We start from the raw sequence: 17543 nt of genomic DNA on the forward strand, positions 1-17543 counted from the left end.
TACGGCATTTCAAGCGCGAAGTAATTCGCGTTCACGCTTCACTAAATAGTCAAGCTATGAACATGCCATTATTATCGATCAAAATACAACACCCATCTTTTTGGAAACAGACTGTAACAGTCGATTTTCCTGGCTTAACAGCATTCTATAACAGGCAAGAAGGAACACCGGCCAGTCGAATATGTGCGGTAATCTTCGGTGATTTTGCCGGCTTTGTCACACGATTCGGTGGCGGCAGCGGCGACCTTGCCGATGCGGTTGCGCTATATACAGCACTCGAACTCTTTGATGAGGATCCCATGTATTTTTCTCACCCGATCAGGGCTATGAACAGGGCTACCAATGCACTCACGGCGATGATCTCGTTTAAACGCTGGCGGGTTAGTGAGGAAAAAGGAAAATTACTCGGCCTTGAGAGAGAACTATCGCTGCTTGCTCCTTATCATGTCAAACAAAATTAAATTCAAATGTCATCAGATAATAATCTTATACCTCCACGGCTACCCGTCCCTGACGGGTTCGAGCGTGGCATGGCCCGTATCCGGCAATTCTGCCAGGATTTCTCAGAACAGGACGTTCAGTCCTCCCTTTCCAAATCGCTCAAAGCGTGTGTCACAAGTGACATACCGGATTTTGCAGACGCGGAGGACCGACAGGACATTTATTATGTGTTCGAGCACCTCGCGCAGCTAATGCACGCAGTCTATCTCCTGGGTACAGCCAGCCATCTTATTTTAAACAGATTACCAACTATTCCTACCGATGAAACAGACGAAAATCAAAGTGATCTACCATACCCGACAGGAGTATTCCCACTATAAATACCCTAAGCTCTGTATTCATGGTCGTTGGTTCGAACAATGGGGATTTCAATGGAGAGATGAGGTATTTATCGCCCCTCGCTCTAAAACAGGCCTTGTAGTAGTCAACGCCCGGATCAACGCCACCAACGTCCTACCAATACTCGCTAATACGAGGATAAAGCGATTGTCTACCACCCTGTTTGGCTATGCCGCTTTGCTTCTCCAGGGCCGTTGGTTTTGGTTTTTTGGTTTCTACCCTGGCGATCATGTCGAAATAAGTAACCCGGCCAGCGGCATAATACATATTCAAATTATACGGTCGGGAGCTGACATCGAAGCCGAGCAAGATGAGCTAAAGCGTCTCGGCATTGCAGAATGGAAACTCTTCAAAGAGCTACTTTCCACGAAGCGGGCTTAATTATTAATCGTAAAAACTACCTTATCATGCAAATCATCTCCAGCTATCTCAACCAACTTTACCCCCTACCGATATCCATTCAACAACGTATCGATGAAAGTTGCGATATAATTCAGTTCGATAGGAATGACAGTATTGACATCATCGGTAAAACTCCCGAACATTTCCTCCTACTCAAATCAGGTATCGTTAAATCCTTCCGCAGAACATCCACTTCCACACTTATCACCGGGTTCAAGGGGCCGGGTGAATCGTTGTATCACGTAAACAACTTATTCAAGCATGAACCATCAGAAGAAGGTTTTAAGGTGGTCAACGACACGGTAGCGGTTGCACTTCCTTACAGGGTGATCCACGAAATATATTCGAAGTATCCAGATTTCTTACTTCAACTTCTTAAGCTGATTGACATAAAACTACTCGATCTACAGAAACATGCGTATATCCTTTCTCAAACAATGGATCAACGCATCCTCTTTTCCTCGAAGTACTTTAGCCGCATTCTGCCGGAAATTCCCAAGACTCAATTCTGCCAGTTTCTTTGTATGTCACGGACCACTCTTTACGATTTCATAACCCCCAGAAACGAATTGTGGAAGCCAGTTGACCAACAATAGCCATAAAAGTATTACCGTATCTGAATACCAAATAATCTTCACTATTGCTTATTATATGAGAATTTAATTCAACCCACTATGAACAAGTTCATTGAACTATTGGAAAAATTCCACCCAATGAGTCCAGACCTTAAATCCAAAATATATGACTCACTTTTGCGGATGGAATTTCAACCAAAGCAGCACTTATTTGTGGGAGGTCAAATCCCTCGAAGCTTATATTTTGTTGAAAGCGGAATGCTAGAAAGTTATGTTAACGAAGACAGCGGGAGGCGATATTCTGCATTTTGGTCCGCCGGCAGTATCATCTATTATCATACCAATATATGGAACCGCGCTATTGCCGATGAATCTTTAATTGCACAAAGGTTTTCCATTGTGCATTCATTGCCTTATGAAAGTTTATTTGAAATTCACAAACTGTTCTCGGAATTTAATTATCACATTGCAGGGTTTTTGGAACGCATGAACCTCGAATTAGAAAGGAGAATCCGGATACTATCAATGAAATACACAGATGGCAGGGTTTCAAAATTTATGGAATATTATGGCCAGATTGCGTATGATATTCCCGTGACGCATCTCGCGCAATTTTTGTGTATGTCAGAGTCAACATATTATGCGATCTTAAAGCAGCAAAAGCGGTTAAAAAAATGATTATCGGCGTAATTCCTGAACATCTCTTATTAGGCACATTATGAATCTAACAAACGCAGGAAACTCGCTTTGAGCTCTTTGAGTGGTTGAGCGCTATCAAGGTAATATATTGGGGCATGTAGCATCATGCCATAGTTAATTGCAACCGCAGCCTGCATAAAAGTATGCATATCGGCCTCAAAAGGTGAAATCGGTGGCCTGCCCTGACTATTAGCTGATATCCTATTTATAATGACTTCACTTTCCGCATATAGGACTATTATTTTTTGTGGATTGAGTACTTTCATTTGTTCGGCCGAAAAAGGCAGAATCCTATATCCGTAAGCCTCCTTTGTTACGGCATGGGAGTCAACTATTACGTGCTTGGTATGTCTATGAAAGTTTGCAAAATCTAAGAGGCGGTTGTCAAGGGCATTTATATCGTCTTTTGTCACAACAGCCGCAGATTTTTCCCTTAATTCGGTTTGACTGTGTAATTGCGCACCTTTCGCTTTCAAATACAATGTGAGCTCCTTCCCATATTCAAATACAACTACACCTTCTTCCCTTTCCCTTTGGATTTCAGAAGAGAGGCTGCTTTTTCCAGAAGCGGGGGAGCCGGTCAAGTAGATAAGATTGTACATTTTTAGTATCTAAGCAATACAGCAAACGGGTCCTGAAGTTGGGCCGTATAGTCAATTTTTCTCACCGTCGGTTTATCTACCTTCGTTGTCGTTCCGAGAACGGCTTCAAGGCAAGCCTTATCTGTCCGACCCGTCAGGTACTCTGAGGCCAATTTGTCCTTGCTGGGCCCAATGCCAACGCTGAATTGATTCATGTCAACCTCCAAATCGGAGGGGTGAATTTCGTCCAATACTAAGGCATATTTAGATCCAGTTACGACTATACCGTCTGGAATTGGCTCCCAATTTACACCGTCAGTTGAATACTCCTTGGCTGGCAATGGGTTTTGGTCATGGTTAGATTTCACAGCATGCATCAGAAGATAAATGGCTCCTTTTTTTTTGACTTGAGAGTAGGCAAATGGCCTCACCTGGTTAACAGGATGACATGCTGCTCCGCCATAACCCCAAAAGGTCATCCCTGTTTTATCGAATTCTTTTTGTTTCCGGGCCAGTATTTGTTCGAATGTCTCGCCCGCATGATTTCCGACCTTCATGAATATGAATGAATCATGCTTTTGTTCATTGTTAATCATAAAATTAAATTGATCATTTCGTGATCTTTAGATGGAAGAATTCCTCCTCCCGTCAAATCTTTCACTTGTCTTATTGTTAAAGGAATATTGTCACCATAAAAGTTTTGCAGTTGGTCCGCTCGCAGCTCGGTACTGGAATATTTGGATTCATTGAAATTCAAAATTCTGAAGGAAATACAACAAGACTTTAGGCCCGGGTCATCATCTAAATGGTAACTATGAAACATCGGTATGAGTTCCGAAACCAAAAAACCGTTAGTTAGCATGAATTTTTGAGTATTAAATAGGACTTGGGATGTCCACTCGATTTTAGGATCATCTGCTATAACGACCGATGCCACACTTTCTTTGCCAGTTGCCTCTATTCCCCTCATCAAGAAAGCTTCGACACTTCTACCGCTATTGCTCGCTCCAAATGGAGGATTGCTATAAAATCCATCGAAATTTTGCCAGTATTTCCTCGGGATCGGATCAAAAACATTGTAAAGCTCTGCTGATATTCTATCAGCAATACCAAAGTGCTTCGCGAAATGCTGTATGGAAAGCACTATTCGTTCATCAAAGTCGAGGATGTGGACGCTTTTCGGGCCTTTTTCGAGTATGCCCCTATGATGAAGATGTACAAGACATAATCCAATGGAATCCCCATCACCAATGAAGACGATGTTTTTGTCGTTAAAGAATCGGCCGACGTGCTCGGCTTGAAGCAACATATCGCCCGCCCGCATATAAATCTGGTCAAATTCCCGTAGAGGTTTCGGTCGGTTGATAATAACCTCAGAAATGATGTTTAGTGCCTCCCTGAGATTGATATGGCTGCTCATTTTTATAGTTTTTTTATTAAGCTCATCACTTCCGTCCCCACCTTGGGAAAGAGATAACGAAGTACAAGCATAGTCATGGAAATTATTTCCGTAAAGACAGAGACTATAAATGTGGATGCGACCCAGTGTGGTATACTGATGACATTGAACCCAATAAGAAAAAAGGCAGTGTTTATTATAAGTACCTGGAGGAAGAGGGCGATTAGAATAGCAATCGCAAATGCCTTTCGCATTTTTCGGTCTTCAGTCTGCTGCTCCTTCCAAGCTTCAACAATTGTTCTCAGCCTGAAGCTTTTATCGTGAATCTTCTTATACTTGCCGTAAATATCCAACTGATCCGAAGTGACCGGATCTCCAATTGCCTTTACAAAATCCTGAATTTCCGTAGGTAGGTTTGGAGTTGTGCTCATTTTTTAGGCTAATCGAAGCCTCTGAAGTCGATATCCCATCGCCTCTTCAGAGACGTTGAATTTTCTCGCTAAATCTGTTATGTCATTATTTCTTTGATACTCAAGTTTAACTAATTCCGATGGCATCAAAAGAGCAGCAGCAAACTGGTTTGCCTGGACCTCGGTTCTCTTAGATTGATCCCCACCCTCAGTGTCGCGGAATAAATCGACCTTTTTGTCAACAAATTCTCCGTCACTTAGTAAGTGTAGAAAATGATGACCTAGTTCGTGCGCAATGGTAAACCTCTTTCTATAGGGCGGATCAGACTTATTTACAAGAATAGAAATATTGCTGCCTCTCTTAGCGATTAGCCCGGACAAATTATCATCCGAGAATACAGCATTATTAACCTTTATGCCGATATTGTTAGCAAGGGTGACAGGGTCAACAGGAATAGAGAATAGGCCATGATCCTTGAGAATTTGACTGGCTCTACTTTCTATTTCATTTGTATTCAAGGTCGTATTGCTCATACAATATCCGTGTATAAAGATATAGAAATAAATCTCTATTTAATAGGCTTGTGGTGAATTTTGGTAGATAGTTGAATTAGCGGTAGTATTATCTCGTTGATTTTCAATTTCTTTTGCAAATGAAACCACTTCTTCGAGGGAATGAGCAATTCTTTCAAAGACCTTGTACATGAGTTCCGGCTCTCCATCGGTAAGCAGTATAATCGTAGGTTTGCCTGCTCCCTGCATCCATCCCGCTTCTAAATGGGCTGATTTACCACAAGGGGTGACTAATACACAAATGTCCGCTTCGAGCATGGCATTAAAGTCCGAAGTAAATCCCTTCTCAACGATCGGATGTTCTAGTGATCTCGCAAATTGCCGATGATTCCATTCCCGCCAGTTCGGGTCAACGTCAGACCAGTGGAAAGGCTTGCCATGCCCTGGATTCTTAAAATCATAAACGTCAAAACCGGTTTCTCTCAGCCGCTTTACCACAATTTGCTGATAATCATTCCTAAAGCTGCTTGCAACATAAACTTTCATGGCATCTAGAAAATTAGTGAACCTCAAAATTATGTACCAAGTCAGCGACTTGTTGCCTTGTTAATGAATATTGGTTATATGTTTCCTTATTGACACCCATCTAATGGTTATTAACGGGATATCCACACTCAAATATACTAAATATATTAGTTTAATTTTAGTAAATTATTTAGCTCGGATTTATTTAGGTCAGTCAGTCGGCCATTCATTGATCTTTAGCCCCCTCCGGAATCACCGAGCACCGCCGAAGGCGAGCGGAGGCAATCCCGCCCTCTCCGCAGTATGTATCCGCAATTATTTGTTACACAAATGGTTGCGGTTTTGTATTTTGCGTGGGGAGTGAACAAGGGAACGACTTTACAAAGAATGCTATCAGCAAGGGGATTTGCTCATTTATACCTTACATACGGTATGTGGTTATCCGTGTTTAGACTATAATCACCCGCCTTAACCTGTACAACTACTTTGCTTCTTTCGTGGCCCCAGGCATTCGAAATGTAATGGATATGCGGACCTTGACCAAGTTCCTTACCGTTAACGCCGTTCATGGTATAAATGAAGCAGTGCCATAGGGAGCCTTTGTCAAGGATTCTTGCTGCCACAAAACCGCGCTGAAGTATCCCGTTTTTAATCTGCGATTTGTTCAAAGAAGTGTCACCCCAAATTCTGGTAGAGCCGTCTTCTTCAACCATTGCAGCAGCCGGGAATTCTTCCGCATTAAGGCCGGTTGGTAATTTTTCACCGGTGTACATGCTCAAAGTATATTTATGATCCAGATATGCGCGGTATATAAACGCCTGTAACACGCTGGAGGTAAGGCCGTCGGATGCAGCAATTTTGTTTATCTCAGCGAGTTGTCGCTTTTTTTTATTTAAAGACAACAGTTTAAATAGTTCTTCGGGTACAAATAAACTCATTACTTCATCATAATGCTGTTCGAATTGCCGAAGTCCTTCTTCCTGGCCGTGTTTGAAATTGACCTCAGGGTCCGAGGATTCAGGGTATCTTGGATGCTTAATTCCTTTTAAGGCCATTTGGACACTGCTGTTCACGTATATTTCGCGAACTTTCTCAATCGGATTCACATATTCGTAATCTCCATTTTTTAAAACAATGACAGAGCCCTTTTCGGTAGGAATAGACATGACCTGCATAAGTTCGATATTAGTTTATTATTGCACTTTGCGTTTCATCTTCACAAAGGTATTAATCGTGTTCAAAAGACTATAAAATACCCATTCTAATTGTTCCTCATTGTTAATTCGCCTGGTGGATAGCTTATTGTGCCGAATACTGAAGTTGTTAACTATATTGAAAAATATTTCAGTATCTCCTTCGAACATTCCATCCAATTCTTTTCTTAAGGGCTCAAGAACAAACGCCAAGGCTTCACATGCCGACCTCTTACTTTCAAAGTTGGTAGGTTCATCAAAAAATGCCTTTCTCGCCTGCTCGATCGAAGCATCACTAGTGGGATCACCTGTCGATATCTCTTGACTTACCAAGCCAAACATTGGCATCTTAGGGAGCCCTTTTTCAACCTCTTCTTTACCTATCTTGGTTAACTTTAGGCCATGATATGTACCCGCACCGTGAAATTCCTGTCTAATCTCAACCCAATACTCGGCCTTTAAGAATTCTACGATTCTTTCAAATTCATTGGGAGTCGCATAGGCAATGGTACTCACTAACCTAGCGTTAAGATCGAACGATTTGAATTCCTTTCCACCATCGTCATAGAGATATTTTAGAAAATGCCTCGCCTTCGCCTCAAATGCATAAGGTATATTTTGTTGCAAGATGTTGTTGACAATGTTTGTGGTAATCATCTCAGCGGGTTCATTTTTTATTTTTTTGTTTCTATAAATTCCAGCCAAAATATATTTTTGATCTTGCGGTAAGCCGTGTGCTGCATTATATCCTTGGCTTGAGAAGCAGACGGTTCCTGTTTCTGGCGTATCATAGCAAAACGCATCTTGGTCGCCGAGCAATCTCTCGGACACCCTCCTTCCAGTTAAAAAGCACTCTACCATAGTGAAATGTCATTTTTGGGTTCATTCGAAGTTAAATAAAATTAAAAATATCTTTTAATCATTAATTCCTTCCGATCGAATTCATCTCCCGATACAAACTAGCCGTAGCCCTTTTTGCTGACCGCTTTTGTTTATCTCAAGAGTATCGTGGTCAAGAAATGATACCAAAAGAACAGACCCCATGCCAGGGGCCTGCCTGAAAAATAATACTTCTCTCGTACATCAAGCTGTAGACCCGAATTCCTGCACTTCACACTGGACCGAGAAAAGAGGGGACCTCACCTAAAGTGATATATGCATTAAAAAATGGAATTAAAATAGAGAATTGAGCGAAGCGGATCTTACAAACGATATTAAATTAAATTAATTGATTTAATTCTAGCTTCCCACAAAATCTGAAGGATTAATTTGCTCCGTGGGTCTGTTTCGAGGAGCTTGTAGCATTAAACTCCAAAGGGCCGATCATTCGTTCAGCCTCGCCGTAAGCGGTGATTAAATTATTAATTGACGTTTCTGAGGTGTCTTTGCTTGATTCATAATTCATCATCGCTTTATTTAAGTAACGGTAGGCATCTCGAATGTCGTTAGACTTTTTCCCAAGGTTAAATGCTGACAACCATGAAAATATGCAAGCGGCCGCTACAGAACAAAACTTTACAGTTCTCTTCTTTTTTTCGTCACCTACACTGGAAGCTACATATATTGACATGGTAATAGCAGACAGGCCAAGAAATGCGAAAAGACCTTGATAAAATATGGCCATTTGGTCCCATATTCTTAATGATCTTTCCATTTCTTTTATTGCTAAAATGGGGTTGTGATAATTGCTTGTTGTAGATATCTGCCTGGCAGAATTTAAAGCAACGATACTCAATATAACTAAAAAGGAAAGTAACAGTCCTATTATTAAATATGGAATGTAGTCCTTTTTACTTTTTTTGCTTTTATTGATTTCAATATCCGGGTTTATTGCGGTTGTTTCTGTAACCATTTATTCCGCCTTTTTATATTGATAGGAACCCAATGTAACTATTGTTATACATAGTAACAACAGTCAAAACACCCATTTTATTGACAGCAAATTCAGGGAGTTATAGTATTTGACTCAGGCAGACTAAAAATATTTTAGAAAGTCATTGATTTTCAACAGGTCTTTAACAAAAATGTTCGAAAGTTGTCCCCTCCAGTCCGCTAAGATTATTTTCAAACCTGATTAAGGGCTCGTAAGACGCTGGTTCTACGGGCCCTTTTGAATTTTTCCACTACAAGTTGATCCAAAGGAATTCAAGGTTCATGGTGCCTGATTCGGTGCCCCCTTCCGCACCTCAACTTTGAGGCACCGAATCGCCCGAAAGGCCCACCCGGCCAGCGATTCCCAACGATCAACCGCTTTTGGTGACGGACGTAAAAACCGATTCGCAAACCAAAAAAACAGTGGAAAATGGAACATCGCATCAGCATCCTCTTTTACGCCAGAAAATCCAAAAAGAACAGTGATGGCCTGGCACCCGTCTACATCCGGATCACCGTCAACGGTCACAGGCTGGAACAAAGTGTTCAAAGACTCGTCGACCCATTGCAATGGTCAGCCGCTGCCGGGCGGTTGAAAGGAAACACCAACCAGGTGCGCCAGCTGAATCTCTACCTCGACACCCTATCGGCCAAAGTTCTGCAAATGGAGCGCGACTTGGTGATGGATGGCGTCGCCGTCAATTTTTCAAATTTCCGGGAAAAATGGCTTGGAGTGACGGAGCCGGCCCGAATGCTCTTGGACGTATTCCAGCAGCATAACGACCAGATGGCCGCGCTGATCCGGGCGGGCAAGGATTTTTGCCCGGCAACACTAGATCGCTACAATACCTGTCGCGACCATGTTCGGTCGTTTATTCAATGGAAATACAGAACGGCCGACATCGACATAAATCGGCTGGATTATGATTTTGTCGCCGATCTGGAGTTTTGGCTGAAAACCCTTCGGAACTGCGCCCATAACACGACCCTTAAATATATCAGCAACCTCAAAAAAATCGTGAACAGCTGCATCCGAAAGGGCTGGCTGACGAGAGACCCTTTCGCTGGATTCAAGCGGACCAAGCAGGAGGTGGAGCGAGAGGCCTTGACCGAAATTGAGTTGGAAAGGATAAATGCCAAGTCGTTCCCGACGGATCGGTTAAATTTCGTCAAAGACATTTTCCTATTCAGTTGTTATACTGGGCTGGCTTACGCCGATGTGAAGAAACTGCGGCGTTCTGAGATCGGTCTCGGAGTCGACGGAAATTATTGGATATTCACCCATCGGCAGAAGACAGACACGCCATCCCGGGTTCCCTTACTTCCCCCGGCTCGGGCGATTATTGAAAAATATAGAGACTTTCCCATATGTTGCGATTCCGGCAACGTCCTGCCAGTTTTGAGTAATCAGAAGATGAACGCCTATTTGAAAGAAATCGCCGATGTCTGCGGAATTGCCCGAAACCTGACTTTTCATATAGCCCGCCACACTTTCGCTACGACCGTCACTTTAAGCAATGGCGTCCCTATTGAGTCAGTTAGTAAGATGCTGGGGCATCGGAACCTTAAGACGACCCAACATTACGCCCGCGTTCTTGATCGGAAGCTAAGCGACGACATGCGCGCCTTGCAAACAAAATTTAACACAGAAAATCTTTCCCAATCTGCTTCGCACTCTGATATGACGGCTTAATTCGATAGTACATTAACCCAAAACGAAAAAAATGGGCAAACTACTCTACCTCGTGGAAAACGACCAAAAGCCAGCTCCCGGGCAACTCGTCACGATAAAGGATCTGGAAGAATTCCGGACGAAAATGTTAATGGACATTAAAACCATGTTCGAGGCGCACATGAATAGGACGGTCAAACGGTGGCTGAAATCCCATGAGGTCAGGAAGATGCTGGGTATCTCCGCCGGGGCCTTGCAGACGCTCCGAAATAATGGGAAGATACCATTTACCAAGGTGGGCGGTCTGATCTATTATGATGCGGCTGAGATCAATCAAATCTTGACAGAGCACAAAAAGGCGTCTTGAAAAAGGTTACGCGTTGGGGGTCTCAGAGGCTCATGCCCCAAGCTGTCTTCGCGGCTCGCTATTTTTGCGAGCCGCGAAAAGGTAGTATTAGTAGGGAGTTACTTTCTATGCATTCTCCGCCTCCAGATACTCAAATCAACGGTGGTGTCAGCAAAATTGTCATGGTACAATATCTTTCGTCCATTCGTATAAACATAGAAAGTAAAGTGCGTGACAAAAGACATTCCGTAGTCCTCCCCAACCACTACCCAATAATAAGGATGCCCTTTATCAGGATCTCCGTATATTAAGGGGAAGAGGTGTCTTTTCCCTTTTGTCTCGCGCCTGACATACAAATTAGCTTCCTTTATTTCCGGCAATTTCATAATTGTATCCATTGCGAAGTCTTCAGTTATGACACGTTTGAGGCTGGGATGCTCGATCCTGGCGTTTTGAGCATTTCCACAAACCGAAATAACTGATAGAACTAATCCGGATATTATTGATTTGTTCAACATGCCTTGAAAAGTGGTGAATCTTCGTTTGTCCGTACTAAATTTAATCTTTTAAAGCGAACCTTGGTATCGAGGCTTGAAATTCCATGGATGTACACTTCATGGAGGATAGTCCTCAAATTAGGGGGCAACGAGTGCGCATTTTAGCGCACAGCAAGATGTACGAATGTATACATATAAGGTTTTTTTACTTAGTATACGGAGAGCTTGCTTGGTTTGAGGGCGCCTTGGGTGCGCCCAGCAAGATGTATTGTTGTCAGCAATTTCTCGGCTAAGGGCCCTAAAATTCAATTCGGGTAACAGTGTTACCCGAATTGAAAAAGCCAGCACAAATTTAAGCAGCCGCAGCCGATCGGCGAGGGAATCCGGGCCCAGCATCCGGTCCGGCTTTGGCGCTTCGCGGCGGGAATGTTATTGCCCCAGCATGGGTTTCCAGCTCAGCATCGGTAAGGAGTGGACCAAATATCTCTGTTGCGCTCTATCAAAAGCAATAACATCCCTACCGCGAAGGGTGTGTCTTTTCTTCAAAAACAAAAAAACCGGCGCCTTCGCGCAGGATCGCTACCAATCTTCAGGCTCACCCGTGAGCTCAACCCTATCAGTCTTTTTTAGAATGGCCTAAACTATCGACTCGAAGCGCTCTTCCGCAAGATCGTTCAAAAGTGCAGCATTCTCTGCCACTTCCCCTATCGGCGCCTCAAGCTAAGAGAAAGTAGCAGGAATAATGACCGATCGAATTATTTAATGTTGAGTTCTTCAAAGCCGTGTGTTGTCACGAAGAATCCACTGGATCCGTCTTTCTCACAATGTCCCTTTTCCACATTCTTGTTAAGGCTATCACTCGGATTCACAAGCCTATTTTGGTTGGCTTCCCTCAGCGTACTTGCAACATCCCCTGTTTTTATACGATTTTTGCCATTCAACTGTAAAAATGCCGCTGTTGCCAAGAACTTGCGTACATTACTGGAAGTGGCATCCTTCGCTTTTAAGAATTTTGGTAAGTTATCCGGTGCGTTGGCTGACGATTCATGACCCGACTGATCTTCCTTTCCCCCATTTTTTGCTGCGTTTTCGCCAAAGGGATTGCTGGTCAATTCAATCCTTAAGAGTTCCGGGACCTTTTCAAGAAATTTTTCAAGTTGAGAGGAAACCCAATCCTGATTTCCCTCTCCAGAAAATTCTGCAATTCCAATTTTGATGTGAATTTTTGATTCGCTCATTTTAATATATTTTATTTACTAAACAAACTGTCGATTACGGAAGAATGAGTTAACCCTTGCCATTATCATATCTAGGAAAAAGAGTTGCGGAGTATCACTTTTTCAACCTCAGTAACACCGAGTGGTGAGATGCGCGCTCTGTCATTTATTTTATCGAATTCAATTAACCTGGCTTTGTGCAGAGGGTTTAGGATTCTGGCCTTAAATAAATCTTCTCTACTATATTCAACCCAACTAAAAAGGTCTGAAGCCATTGTCCAAGCCGGCCGGGTATGCAAAAGAACCAAAGTTTGATCGCGCACTTTCAAAGTCGAATCTAATACCCTTCGGACATTTTCAATCTCCCAAACTAGGGGATGCCTCCTTTCAATCAAGCAATCCGCCATCTCTTGGGCCTCAATCGTAGTCACGTTGTGGAAAACTCGTATTAGTTCCGCCAAAATCCAGCTGGAAATATTGACTACAGCCGTAGAATCCATATAGTTGGGGTCAACATCACCTCCAACATGTCCAACACCTCTGTTATTTCTAATCTCATAAAGGAAAGGAAGCACCCTGGGAATTAAAATGCGAACACTTCTATCTCCTATGAGTCCTGGATTTGCGGGAATCTTGCCAAGCGCCTGACAAGCATCAAACATATTGGAAGGTTTGGACGGACTGGGAGGGAACGTTCCGGCAATATAGCCGCTAATAATGCTATAGACCACCTCGCAAAATTTGCCACCGTTCAATTCAGAGGGTTCCCATCGATGCTCGCTATAGCTTGAAATAATACTATTATAACAATCGATTAATGGGGTACGCAAACCTGTTGGTAGATTGGCCAGAATGCCACTTGGTGAATGCATTGTTGTGCTATTTGAATAATCCCTTAACGAGTTCAGCTGCATACTTCAATCCCGGCGATGTAAGGGTCCAGCCGGAGTCTTTAGAGCCAGTCAATTTATTCCCAACCGCCTTGATATATACTGAATGATTGGCTGCACTATAACACCCGTATCTGGCGCATAATGCTCTTGCCGATTTATCATCAAATTTGGGAATGCCTGATGTCAAAAAGCTGGCAAGTCCTTGCAACATATAAGCGTTGATTGTTTTCGCTTTGCCATCTTTCCCTGGAATTTCAGAAGCGATGACGTCGGCTCTGCCATCGGCAAGGTGAAAAACAAGCTGCAAATCATCGCCTGAGACGAGATTTTGTTTCATCCAGATCTTAGCTTGACTTGACACGCTTGCTTCCCCTGGCGCATCATCACCAGGCTGGGTATCGGTATTAGGCGGAGAAATCATTGTATCACCTAACAAGGTGAGCGATGCTTGAACAATTCTCTGCCTTTCCAAAGCTTCAAACGGCTCAAGAAGTTCCACTATTTTCGAAGTGGTCTCAGTAATTTTGGGTTTTTCCATTTTTCCAATTTTAAATCGAAGATACACATTAGCTATAGTAATTAAAAGTATTTTTTTATCCGGTAAATGCATCGTATCCTATAATACCCGTCTCTACTGGTATTATTACGACATCATAGTGAATTTAACCACTCTATCAATTAATCTAGCTTACCATTCGTACATAAAGAGAACATAAAAGTTTTGTAATCACTTAATTATTAGATGTTTTTGATTTTTCATAAGCAGTAGTCATATATGCATTGCATGTGTTGATATGCATTTTTATATTGCTAAATTGACAAAACTAATTTAGAATTGATATTTATCAATAAACGCATTTAACAAAATCAATTTAGAAGGCAAATTTGAATCAATAACACATTTACAGGCATAGTTCTACGCTGTCTACAAATCAAAGCCGATGTAAAAAGGCAGAAGACAAGCTAAAAAGTAAAATAAAAGAGAAATGATGGAAGGAGGCGCATGGATTATACTAGTCTATCATGCAAACAAAATGCGAATTACAAATAATCCCATTTATGAGACTAAGTCTTACAATTTATATGCGCACAATAATTTTACAATTTCAATATTTAAGGCAAGCTATTGGGCTATTTTGCATATATTTTTCTTTTCTCTTTAAATTTTACCTAATTATATCCACGATAATTGGTACTATATCAATTATATTGCATATTGGGACGATTTTAGAACCGAAGGGGAAAGGTAGATATGATAGCACAGTCACAACTGAATTAATAATACCACGTTTTCAATTTCATTGGCAAACGATTCTTCCCAGCCATTGTTTTTAGCTCCTTCTATTATCATCAAGTTGCATGGGAGGTGGAACCTAATCTAATGCGAATCTTGCTTATTGTTCGCGATTTGGTTCGGAGTTAGGACAGATTTTGCCAAAAACAGTGAAAATTGCAGGCGTTGAAATTCAGATATAGGACACACTGAAAGGGGTTTATTGAAAAATCTGTCAAATTGTATTAATTATCAAAATATTTCAATATTGACATGCTAATTCTTCCCAAATTTTGCTGGTGGATTGTTGCTTATCAAAATATTGTATGGAAAGAAAGGCACCAATTAATTCGAATCTTGCTTATTGTTCGCGATTTAGTTCGGAGTTAGGCCAGATTTTGCCAAAAACGGTGAAAATTGCCGACGGTTCGTGTTGAGGAACACTTAATTCAAATGTAGCATATGGATAGGTCTATTGGAAAGGCTGAGCAATTCTGCTCTAAAATGGCTTAAATATAGTCTCAGGGTTCTCTGATTTTAGCCGCCCGTAGAACTCAATTGCATATCTATCTGTCATTCCGGCTATAAAATCACCAATGCACCGGTACTTATTAGGTAGATCTAAAAAGTGATGAAAATTCCTCTGGTAGTCGGCTGGCATTAGACGCCAGCCTTCATCATCTATTAAAGCTTTAAAGATTTCTTTGACGATTTCCTTGCCTCGAAATTCAGATACTTTTAATCTCGGAGAAAGAATTTGGCTCTCAAAAGTAAAATTCTTTAGGACTTCCACTCTAATCAATAGGTCTCTTCTGAGTTGCACCTTTGACAGTGCAGGATGCTGCGGATCAGGAAAATATTCTACGCCATTTACCGCTTCTCCGACTAAACCTGAGGTAAACTCGGTTCGAATGTAGCCATTGTCTGCGAGGTTCTTAGACGCTGTGAATGCGATGTTGGTCAAATTAGCAAAAGTCGCCTTTGCTTTGCTTTCTTCAATTGCAAAATATGTCTTGTCATCACCTTCGGCTTTAACAAAGCTAGACTCAGGGAATTCATAGATCGACCCAAAAATTCTGAGCAATTCTTCTCTAACATCTGCTGCACTAAATGGACCATCAATTGCTTTTGCTACCTTCCTAGCGACATTTTCAAAAACTTCTCCAGGATAGCAGAAAAACATTACTGGATGATAGAATCCTGCCTTGAAGCCATCCTCTAGATCATACGTCGAATATGCGATATCATCGGCAATGTCCATTATTCTACACTCAATCGTCTTAAACTTTCCCTCGAAATCCGGCCCAGCAACGTTTGTTTTTATTGTTTTTACTAGAGGCAACTCGCTATAATAGAAGCCTTTTATTGCATGGTTTTTCTGAGATTCAATGCGGTCTTCAGATACTTGAGGAATTACATTATCATATTTAAGAATTGAGGCCAATGATCTGTAGCAAACATTCAGCCCAAATCTATATTCGTTATCTTTTGTTTCTAGTTGCCCTTTTGCCCTCTTTTCAATCCTTGACAGAATACGCAAAGTCTGAGCATTACCTTCAAATCCTCCAAAATCGCGGAGACATTCATCCAAGGCTTCCTCACCCTGATGCCCGAATGGCGGATGACCCAAATCGTGTGCTAGACCAGCAAATTCACAAATATCTGGATTGATTTGATCGGCGACCTTGAGTTTGTAGACAGAATTTATTCTAATCGCAATAGATTTTGCAATCTGGGCGACTTCCAGGGAGTGTGTAAGTCTATTGCGAAAAAAATCTGACTCTAGCCCTGGATATAATTGGGTCTTGCCTTGTAATCTTCTAAATGCAGGAGAATGAATGAGACGGCCGTAATCCTTACGAAAAGGGGATCTATAGTTTTCATTTGGATCGTCAGGTTCAGGGTACTCTCTTGCAGAGTCTTTCTCACTATACATTACTTTTTAATCGTTATTTTAATAGAATCCTGCTTTTCGTTTATTGCCCCTCCCTCTTTTCTTGAGGATTGGCCAGTTTGGGAATCTCTAAAATGATACGTTTCATTATAGGCTTTATCCTTTGCCTTTTCAATTGCTGAGAAAGATTTTGTTGAATCGTTAGTTTTTGCTTTTCCCATAGAATTATAACGATTTGATTTTCTCAAATGTACAACAATTCAAGGGATACTCATAACCAATCTCCTAGGTAAGCTAAACGTACTGAAGCCTGATAATCAATAGGTAATGATTTTTCGACTTTGCCTGTGCGAGTAATTTTACAAACGAGTATAACGGGAAGGCACGTTCCTGGCTTGCCAAAAAGAGCAAATCATGATTTCCAAACAATCTACGTCAACGATAACAAACCACTACTAGTCTTGGAACGCTGGGAGAATGCTGAAGTAAAAGATTCCGTCGTACTACAATTTCCAGAAAATCGCCCACCTACTAATACGTAACGCTAGGCTGCCAAAATCTTGACAAATTCCCAAATCACCTTAATTGAATTTCGTTATTTTTGACATCAAATGTCATCAAATAATTAAGTGGGAAATTCGGTGCCCTAATCCAGCCCGATCGAGCCAACACCTTGAAAATAAGTGCCGTCGGAGACTCTGTTCTTGTCCCTCCCTCTCCGCAAACGCATGGGGATCCAATG

At 41.8% G+C, this 17543-nt stretch carries 20 protein-coding genes; 6 read left to right on the forward strand and 14 right to left on the reverse strand.

From position 1 onward, the window contains the following. Nucleotides 1–56 precede the first annotated feature (56 nt). The 4 genes from IEY39_RS05960 (at nucleotide 57) to IEY39_RS05975 (ending at nucleotide 2495) form a co-directional block, all read left to right on the forward strand. Nucleotides 57–461: a hypothetical protein gene (locus IEY39_RS05960; RefSeq protein WP_188929455.1), complete on the forward strand. Its 405-nt coding sequence runs from the start codon at nucleotides 57–59 to the stop codon at nucleotides 459–461. A 301-nt stretch (nucleotides 462–762) separates the two neighbouring features. After that, nucleotides 763–1221 carry a hypothetical protein gene (locus IEY39_RS05965; protein WP_188929457.1) on the forward strand — a complete coding sequence of 153 codons (459 nt, stop codon included), beginning with the start codon at nucleotides 763–765 and terminating at the stop codon, nucleotides 1219–1221. Between the two features lie 26 nt (nucleotides 1222–1247). Further along, the gene (locus IEY39_RS05970; protein WP_188929459.1) at nucleotides 1248–1838 is read left to right on the forward strand and encodes a Crp/Fnr family transcriptional regulator; all 591 of its coding nucleotides are present in this window, start codon (nucleotides 1248–1250) and stop codon (nucleotides 1836–1838) included. A 78-nt stretch (nucleotides 1839–1916) separates the two neighbouring features. Next, nucleotides 1917–2495, forward strand: coding sequence for a Crp/Fnr family transcriptional regulator (locus IEY39_RS05975; RefSeq protein ID WP_188929460.1), 579 nt, complete (start codon nucleotides 1917–1919; stop codon nucleotides 2493–2495). A 38-nt stretch (nucleotides 2496–2533) separates the two neighbouring features. On the opposite strand, the gene IEY39_RS05980 is transcribed toward IEY39_RS05975, so the two are convergent. The 9 genes from IEY39_RS05980 to IEY39_RS06020 form a co-directional block, all read right to left on the reverse strand. Further along, a complete protein-coding gene (locus IEY39_RS05980; protein ID WP_188929462.1) occupies nucleotides 2534–3118 on the reverse strand; it encodes an AAA family ATPase in 585 nt (194 codons plus the stop codon). Nucleotides 3119–3120: 2 nt separating this feature from the next. Next, nucleotides 3121–3693, reverse strand: a complete 573-nt coding sequence (locus IEY39_RS05985; RefSeq protein WP_188929464.1) for a hypothetical protein — start codon at nucleotides 3691–3693, stop codon at nucleotides 3121–3123. Next, nucleotides 3690–4517, reverse strand: a complete 828-nt coding sequence (locus IEY39_RS05990; protein ID WP_188929466.1) for a bis-aminopropyl spermidine synthase family protein — start codon at nucleotides 4515–4517, stop codon at nucleotides 3690–3692. Before IEY39_RS05990 ends, IEY39_RS05985 begins: the two co-directional genes overlap by 4 nt. 2 nt (nucleotides 4518–4519) lie before the next feature. Further along, a complete protein-coding gene (locus IEY39_RS05995) occupies nucleotides 4520–4927 on the reverse strand; it encodes a hypothetical protein (RefSeq protein ID WP_188929468.1) in 408 nt (135 codons plus the stop codon). Nucleotides 4928–4930: 3 nt separating this feature from the next. Beyond that, a complete protein-coding gene (locus tag IEY39_RS06000; RefSeq protein ID WP_188929470.1) occupies nucleotides 4931–5440 on the reverse strand; it encodes an ImmA/IrrE family metallo-endopeptidase in 510 nt (169 codons plus the stop codon). 39 nt (nucleotides 5441–5479) lie between these two features. Next, a complete protein-coding gene (locus tag IEY39_RS06005) occupies nucleotides 5480–5965 on the reverse strand; it encodes a TIR domain-containing protein (protein WP_188929472.1) in 486 nt (161 codons plus the stop codon). Between the two features lie 389 nt (nucleotides 5966–6354). Beyond that, nucleotides 6355–7119 (reverse strand): hypothetical protein, encoded by a 765-nt coding sequence (locus IEY39_RS06010; protein ID WP_188929474.1) that lies wholly within the window; start codon nucleotides 7117–7119, stop codon nucleotides 6355–6357. 18 nt (nucleotides 7120–7137) lie between these two features. Next, entirely contained in the window at nucleotides 7138–7998 is an 861-nt protein-coding gene (locus tag IEY39_RS06015) for a hypothetical protein (RefSeq protein ID WP_188929476.1), read from the reverse strand. Between the two features lie 403 nt (nucleotides 7999–8401). Continuing rightward, nucleotides 8402–8989 carry a hypothetical protein gene (locus IEY39_RS06020; protein WP_188929478.1) on the reverse strand — a complete coding sequence of 196 codons (588 nt, stop codon included), beginning with the start codon at nucleotides 8987–8989 and terminating at the stop codon, nucleotides 8402–8404. Between the two features lie 450 nt (nucleotides 8990–9439). Here IEY39_RS06020 and IEY39_RS06025 point away from each other — a divergent pair, with 450 nt between their 5' ends. After that, nucleotides 9440–10702 carry a site-specific integrase gene (locus tag IEY39_RS06025; RefSeq protein ID WP_188929480.1) on the forward strand — a complete coding sequence of 421 codons (1263 nt, stop codon included), beginning with the start codon at nucleotides 9440–9442 and terminating at the stop codon, nucleotides 10700–10702. 31 nt (nucleotides 10703–10733) lie between these two features. After that, a complete protein-coding gene (locus IEY39_RS06030; RefSeq protein ID WP_188929482.1) occupies nucleotides 10734–11048 on the forward strand; it encodes a helix-turn-helix domain-containing protein in 315 nt (104 codons plus the stop codon). Between the two features lie 1231 nt (nucleotides 11049–12279). On the opposite strand, the gene IEY39_RS06035 is transcribed toward IEY39_RS06030, so the two are convergent. The 5 genes from IEY39_RS06035 to IEY39_RS06055 form a co-directional block, all read right to left on the reverse strand. Next, nucleotides 12280–12762, reverse strand: a complete 483-nt coding sequence (locus IEY39_RS06035) for a hypothetical protein (protein WP_188929484.1) — start codon at nucleotides 12760–12762, stop codon at nucleotides 12280–12282. 71 nt (nucleotides 12763–12833) lie between these two features. After that, nucleotides 12834–13613, reverse strand: a complete 780-nt coding sequence (locus IEY39_RS06040; protein ID WP_188929486.1) for a hypothetical protein — start codon at nucleotides 13611–13613, stop codon at nucleotides 12834–12836. Nucleotides 13614–13620: 7 nt separating this feature from the next. Continuing rightward, nucleotides 13621–14172, reverse strand: a complete 552-nt coding sequence (locus tag IEY39_RS06045) for a hypothetical protein (RefSeq protein ID WP_188929487.1) — start codon at nucleotides 14170–14172, stop codon at nucleotides 13621–13623. Nucleotides 14173–15406: 1234 nt separating this feature from the next. Next, nucleotides 15407–16843: a deoxyguanosinetriphosphate triphosphohydrolase family protein gene (locus IEY39_RS06050; RefSeq protein WP_188929488.1), complete on the reverse strand. Its 1437-nt coding sequence runs from the start codon at nucleotides 16841–16843 to the stop codon at nucleotides 15407–15409. Next, nucleotides 16843–17022 carry a hypothetical protein gene (locus IEY39_RS06055; RefSeq protein ID WP_188929489.1) on the reverse strand — a complete coding sequence of 60 codons (180 nt, stop codon included), beginning with the start codon at nucleotides 17020–17022 and terminating at the stop codon, nucleotides 16843–16845. Before IEY39_RS06055 ends, IEY39_RS06050 begins: the two co-directional genes overlap by 1 nt. Nucleotides 17023–17543 lie beyond the last annotated feature (521 nt).

The organism is Puia dinghuensis (assembly GCF_014642875.1).
Classification (GTDB): domain Bacteria; phylum Bacteroidota; class Bacteroidia; order Chitinophagales; family Chitinophagaceae; genus Puia; species Puia dinghuensis.

Bases quoted from the DNA above. Each gene is read 5' to 3' on its own strand.
- IEY39_RS06010 (WP_188929474.1), bottom strand. From the start codon at position 7,119: ATGCAGGTCATGTCTATTCCTACCGAAAAGGGCTCTGTCATTGTTTTA.
- IEY39_RS05980 (WP_188929462.1), bottom strand. From the start codon at position 3,118: ATGTACAATCTTATCTACTTGACCGGCTCCCCCGCTTCTGGAAAAAGC.
- IEY39_RS06035 (WP_188929484.1), bottom strand. From the start codon at position 12,762: ATGAGCGAATCAAAAATTCACATCAAAATTGGAATTGCAGAATTTTCT.
- IEY39_RS06015 (WP_188929476.1), bottom strand. From the start codon at position 7,998: ATGGTAGAGTGCTTTTTAACTGGAAGGAGGGTGTCCGAGAGATTGCTC.
- IEY39_RS05990 (WP_188929466.1), bottom strand. From the start codon at position 4,517: ATGAGCAGCCATATCAATCTCAGGGAGGCACTAAACATCATTTCTGAG.
- IEY39_RS06045 (WP_188929487.1), bottom strand. From the start codon at position 14,172: ATGGAAAAACCCAAAATTACTGAGACCACTTCGAAAATAGTGGAACTT.
- IEY39_RS05970 (WP_188929459.1), top strand. From the start codon at position 1,248: ATGCAAATCATCTCCAGCTATCTCAACCAACTTTACCCCCTACCGATA.
- IEY39_RS05975 (WP_188929460.1), top strand. From the start codon at position 1,917: ATGAACAAGTTCATTGAACTATTGGAAAAATTCCACCCAATGAGTCCA.
- IEY39_RS06025 (WP_188929480.1), top strand. From the start codon at position 9,440: ATGGAACATCGCATCAGCATCCTCTTTTACGCCAGAAAATCCAAAAAG.
- IEY39_RS06005 (WP_188929472.1), bottom strand. From the start codon at position 5,965: ATGAAAGTTTATGTTGCAAGCAGCTTTAGGAATGATTATCAGCAAATT.
- IEY39_RS06050 (WP_188929488.1), bottom strand. From the start codon at position 16,843: ATGTATAGTGAGAAAGACTCTGCAAGAGAGTACCCTGAACCTGACGAT.
- IEY39_RS05995 (WP_188929468.1), bottom strand. From the start codon at position 4,927: ATGAGCACAACTCCAAACCTACCTACGGAAATTCAGGATTTTGTAAAG.
- IEY39_RS06030 (WP_188929482.1), top strand. From the start codon at position 10,734: ATGGGCAAACTACTCTACCTCGTGGAAAACGACCAAAAGCCAGCTCCC.
- IEY39_RS05960 (WP_188929455.1), top strand. From the start codon at position 57: ATGAACATGCCATTATTATCGATCAAAATACAACACCCATCTTTTTGG.
- IEY39_RS06000 (WP_188929470.1), bottom strand. From the start codon at position 5,440: ATGAGCAATACGACCTTGAATACAAATGAAATAGAAAGTAGAGCCAGT.
- IEY39_RS06040 (WP_188929486.1), bottom strand. From the start codon at position 13,613: ATGCATTCACCAAGTGGCATTCTGGCCAATCTACCAACAGGTTTGCGT.
- IEY39_RS05985 (WP_188929464.1), bottom strand. From the start codon at position 3,693: ATGATTAACAATGAACAAAAGCATGATTCATTCATATTCATGAAGGTC.
- IEY39_RS05965 (WP_188929457.1), top strand. From the start codon at position 763: ATGAAACAGACGAAAATCAAAGTGATCTACCATACCCGACAGGAGTAT.
- IEY39_RS06055 (WP_188929489.1), bottom strand. From the start codon at position 17,022: ATGGGAAAAGCAAAAACTAACGATTCAACAAAATCTTTCTCAGCAATT.
- IEY39_RS06020 (WP_188929478.1), bottom strand. From the start codon at position 8,989: ATGGTTACAGAAACAACCGCAATAAACCCGGATATTGAAATCAATAAA.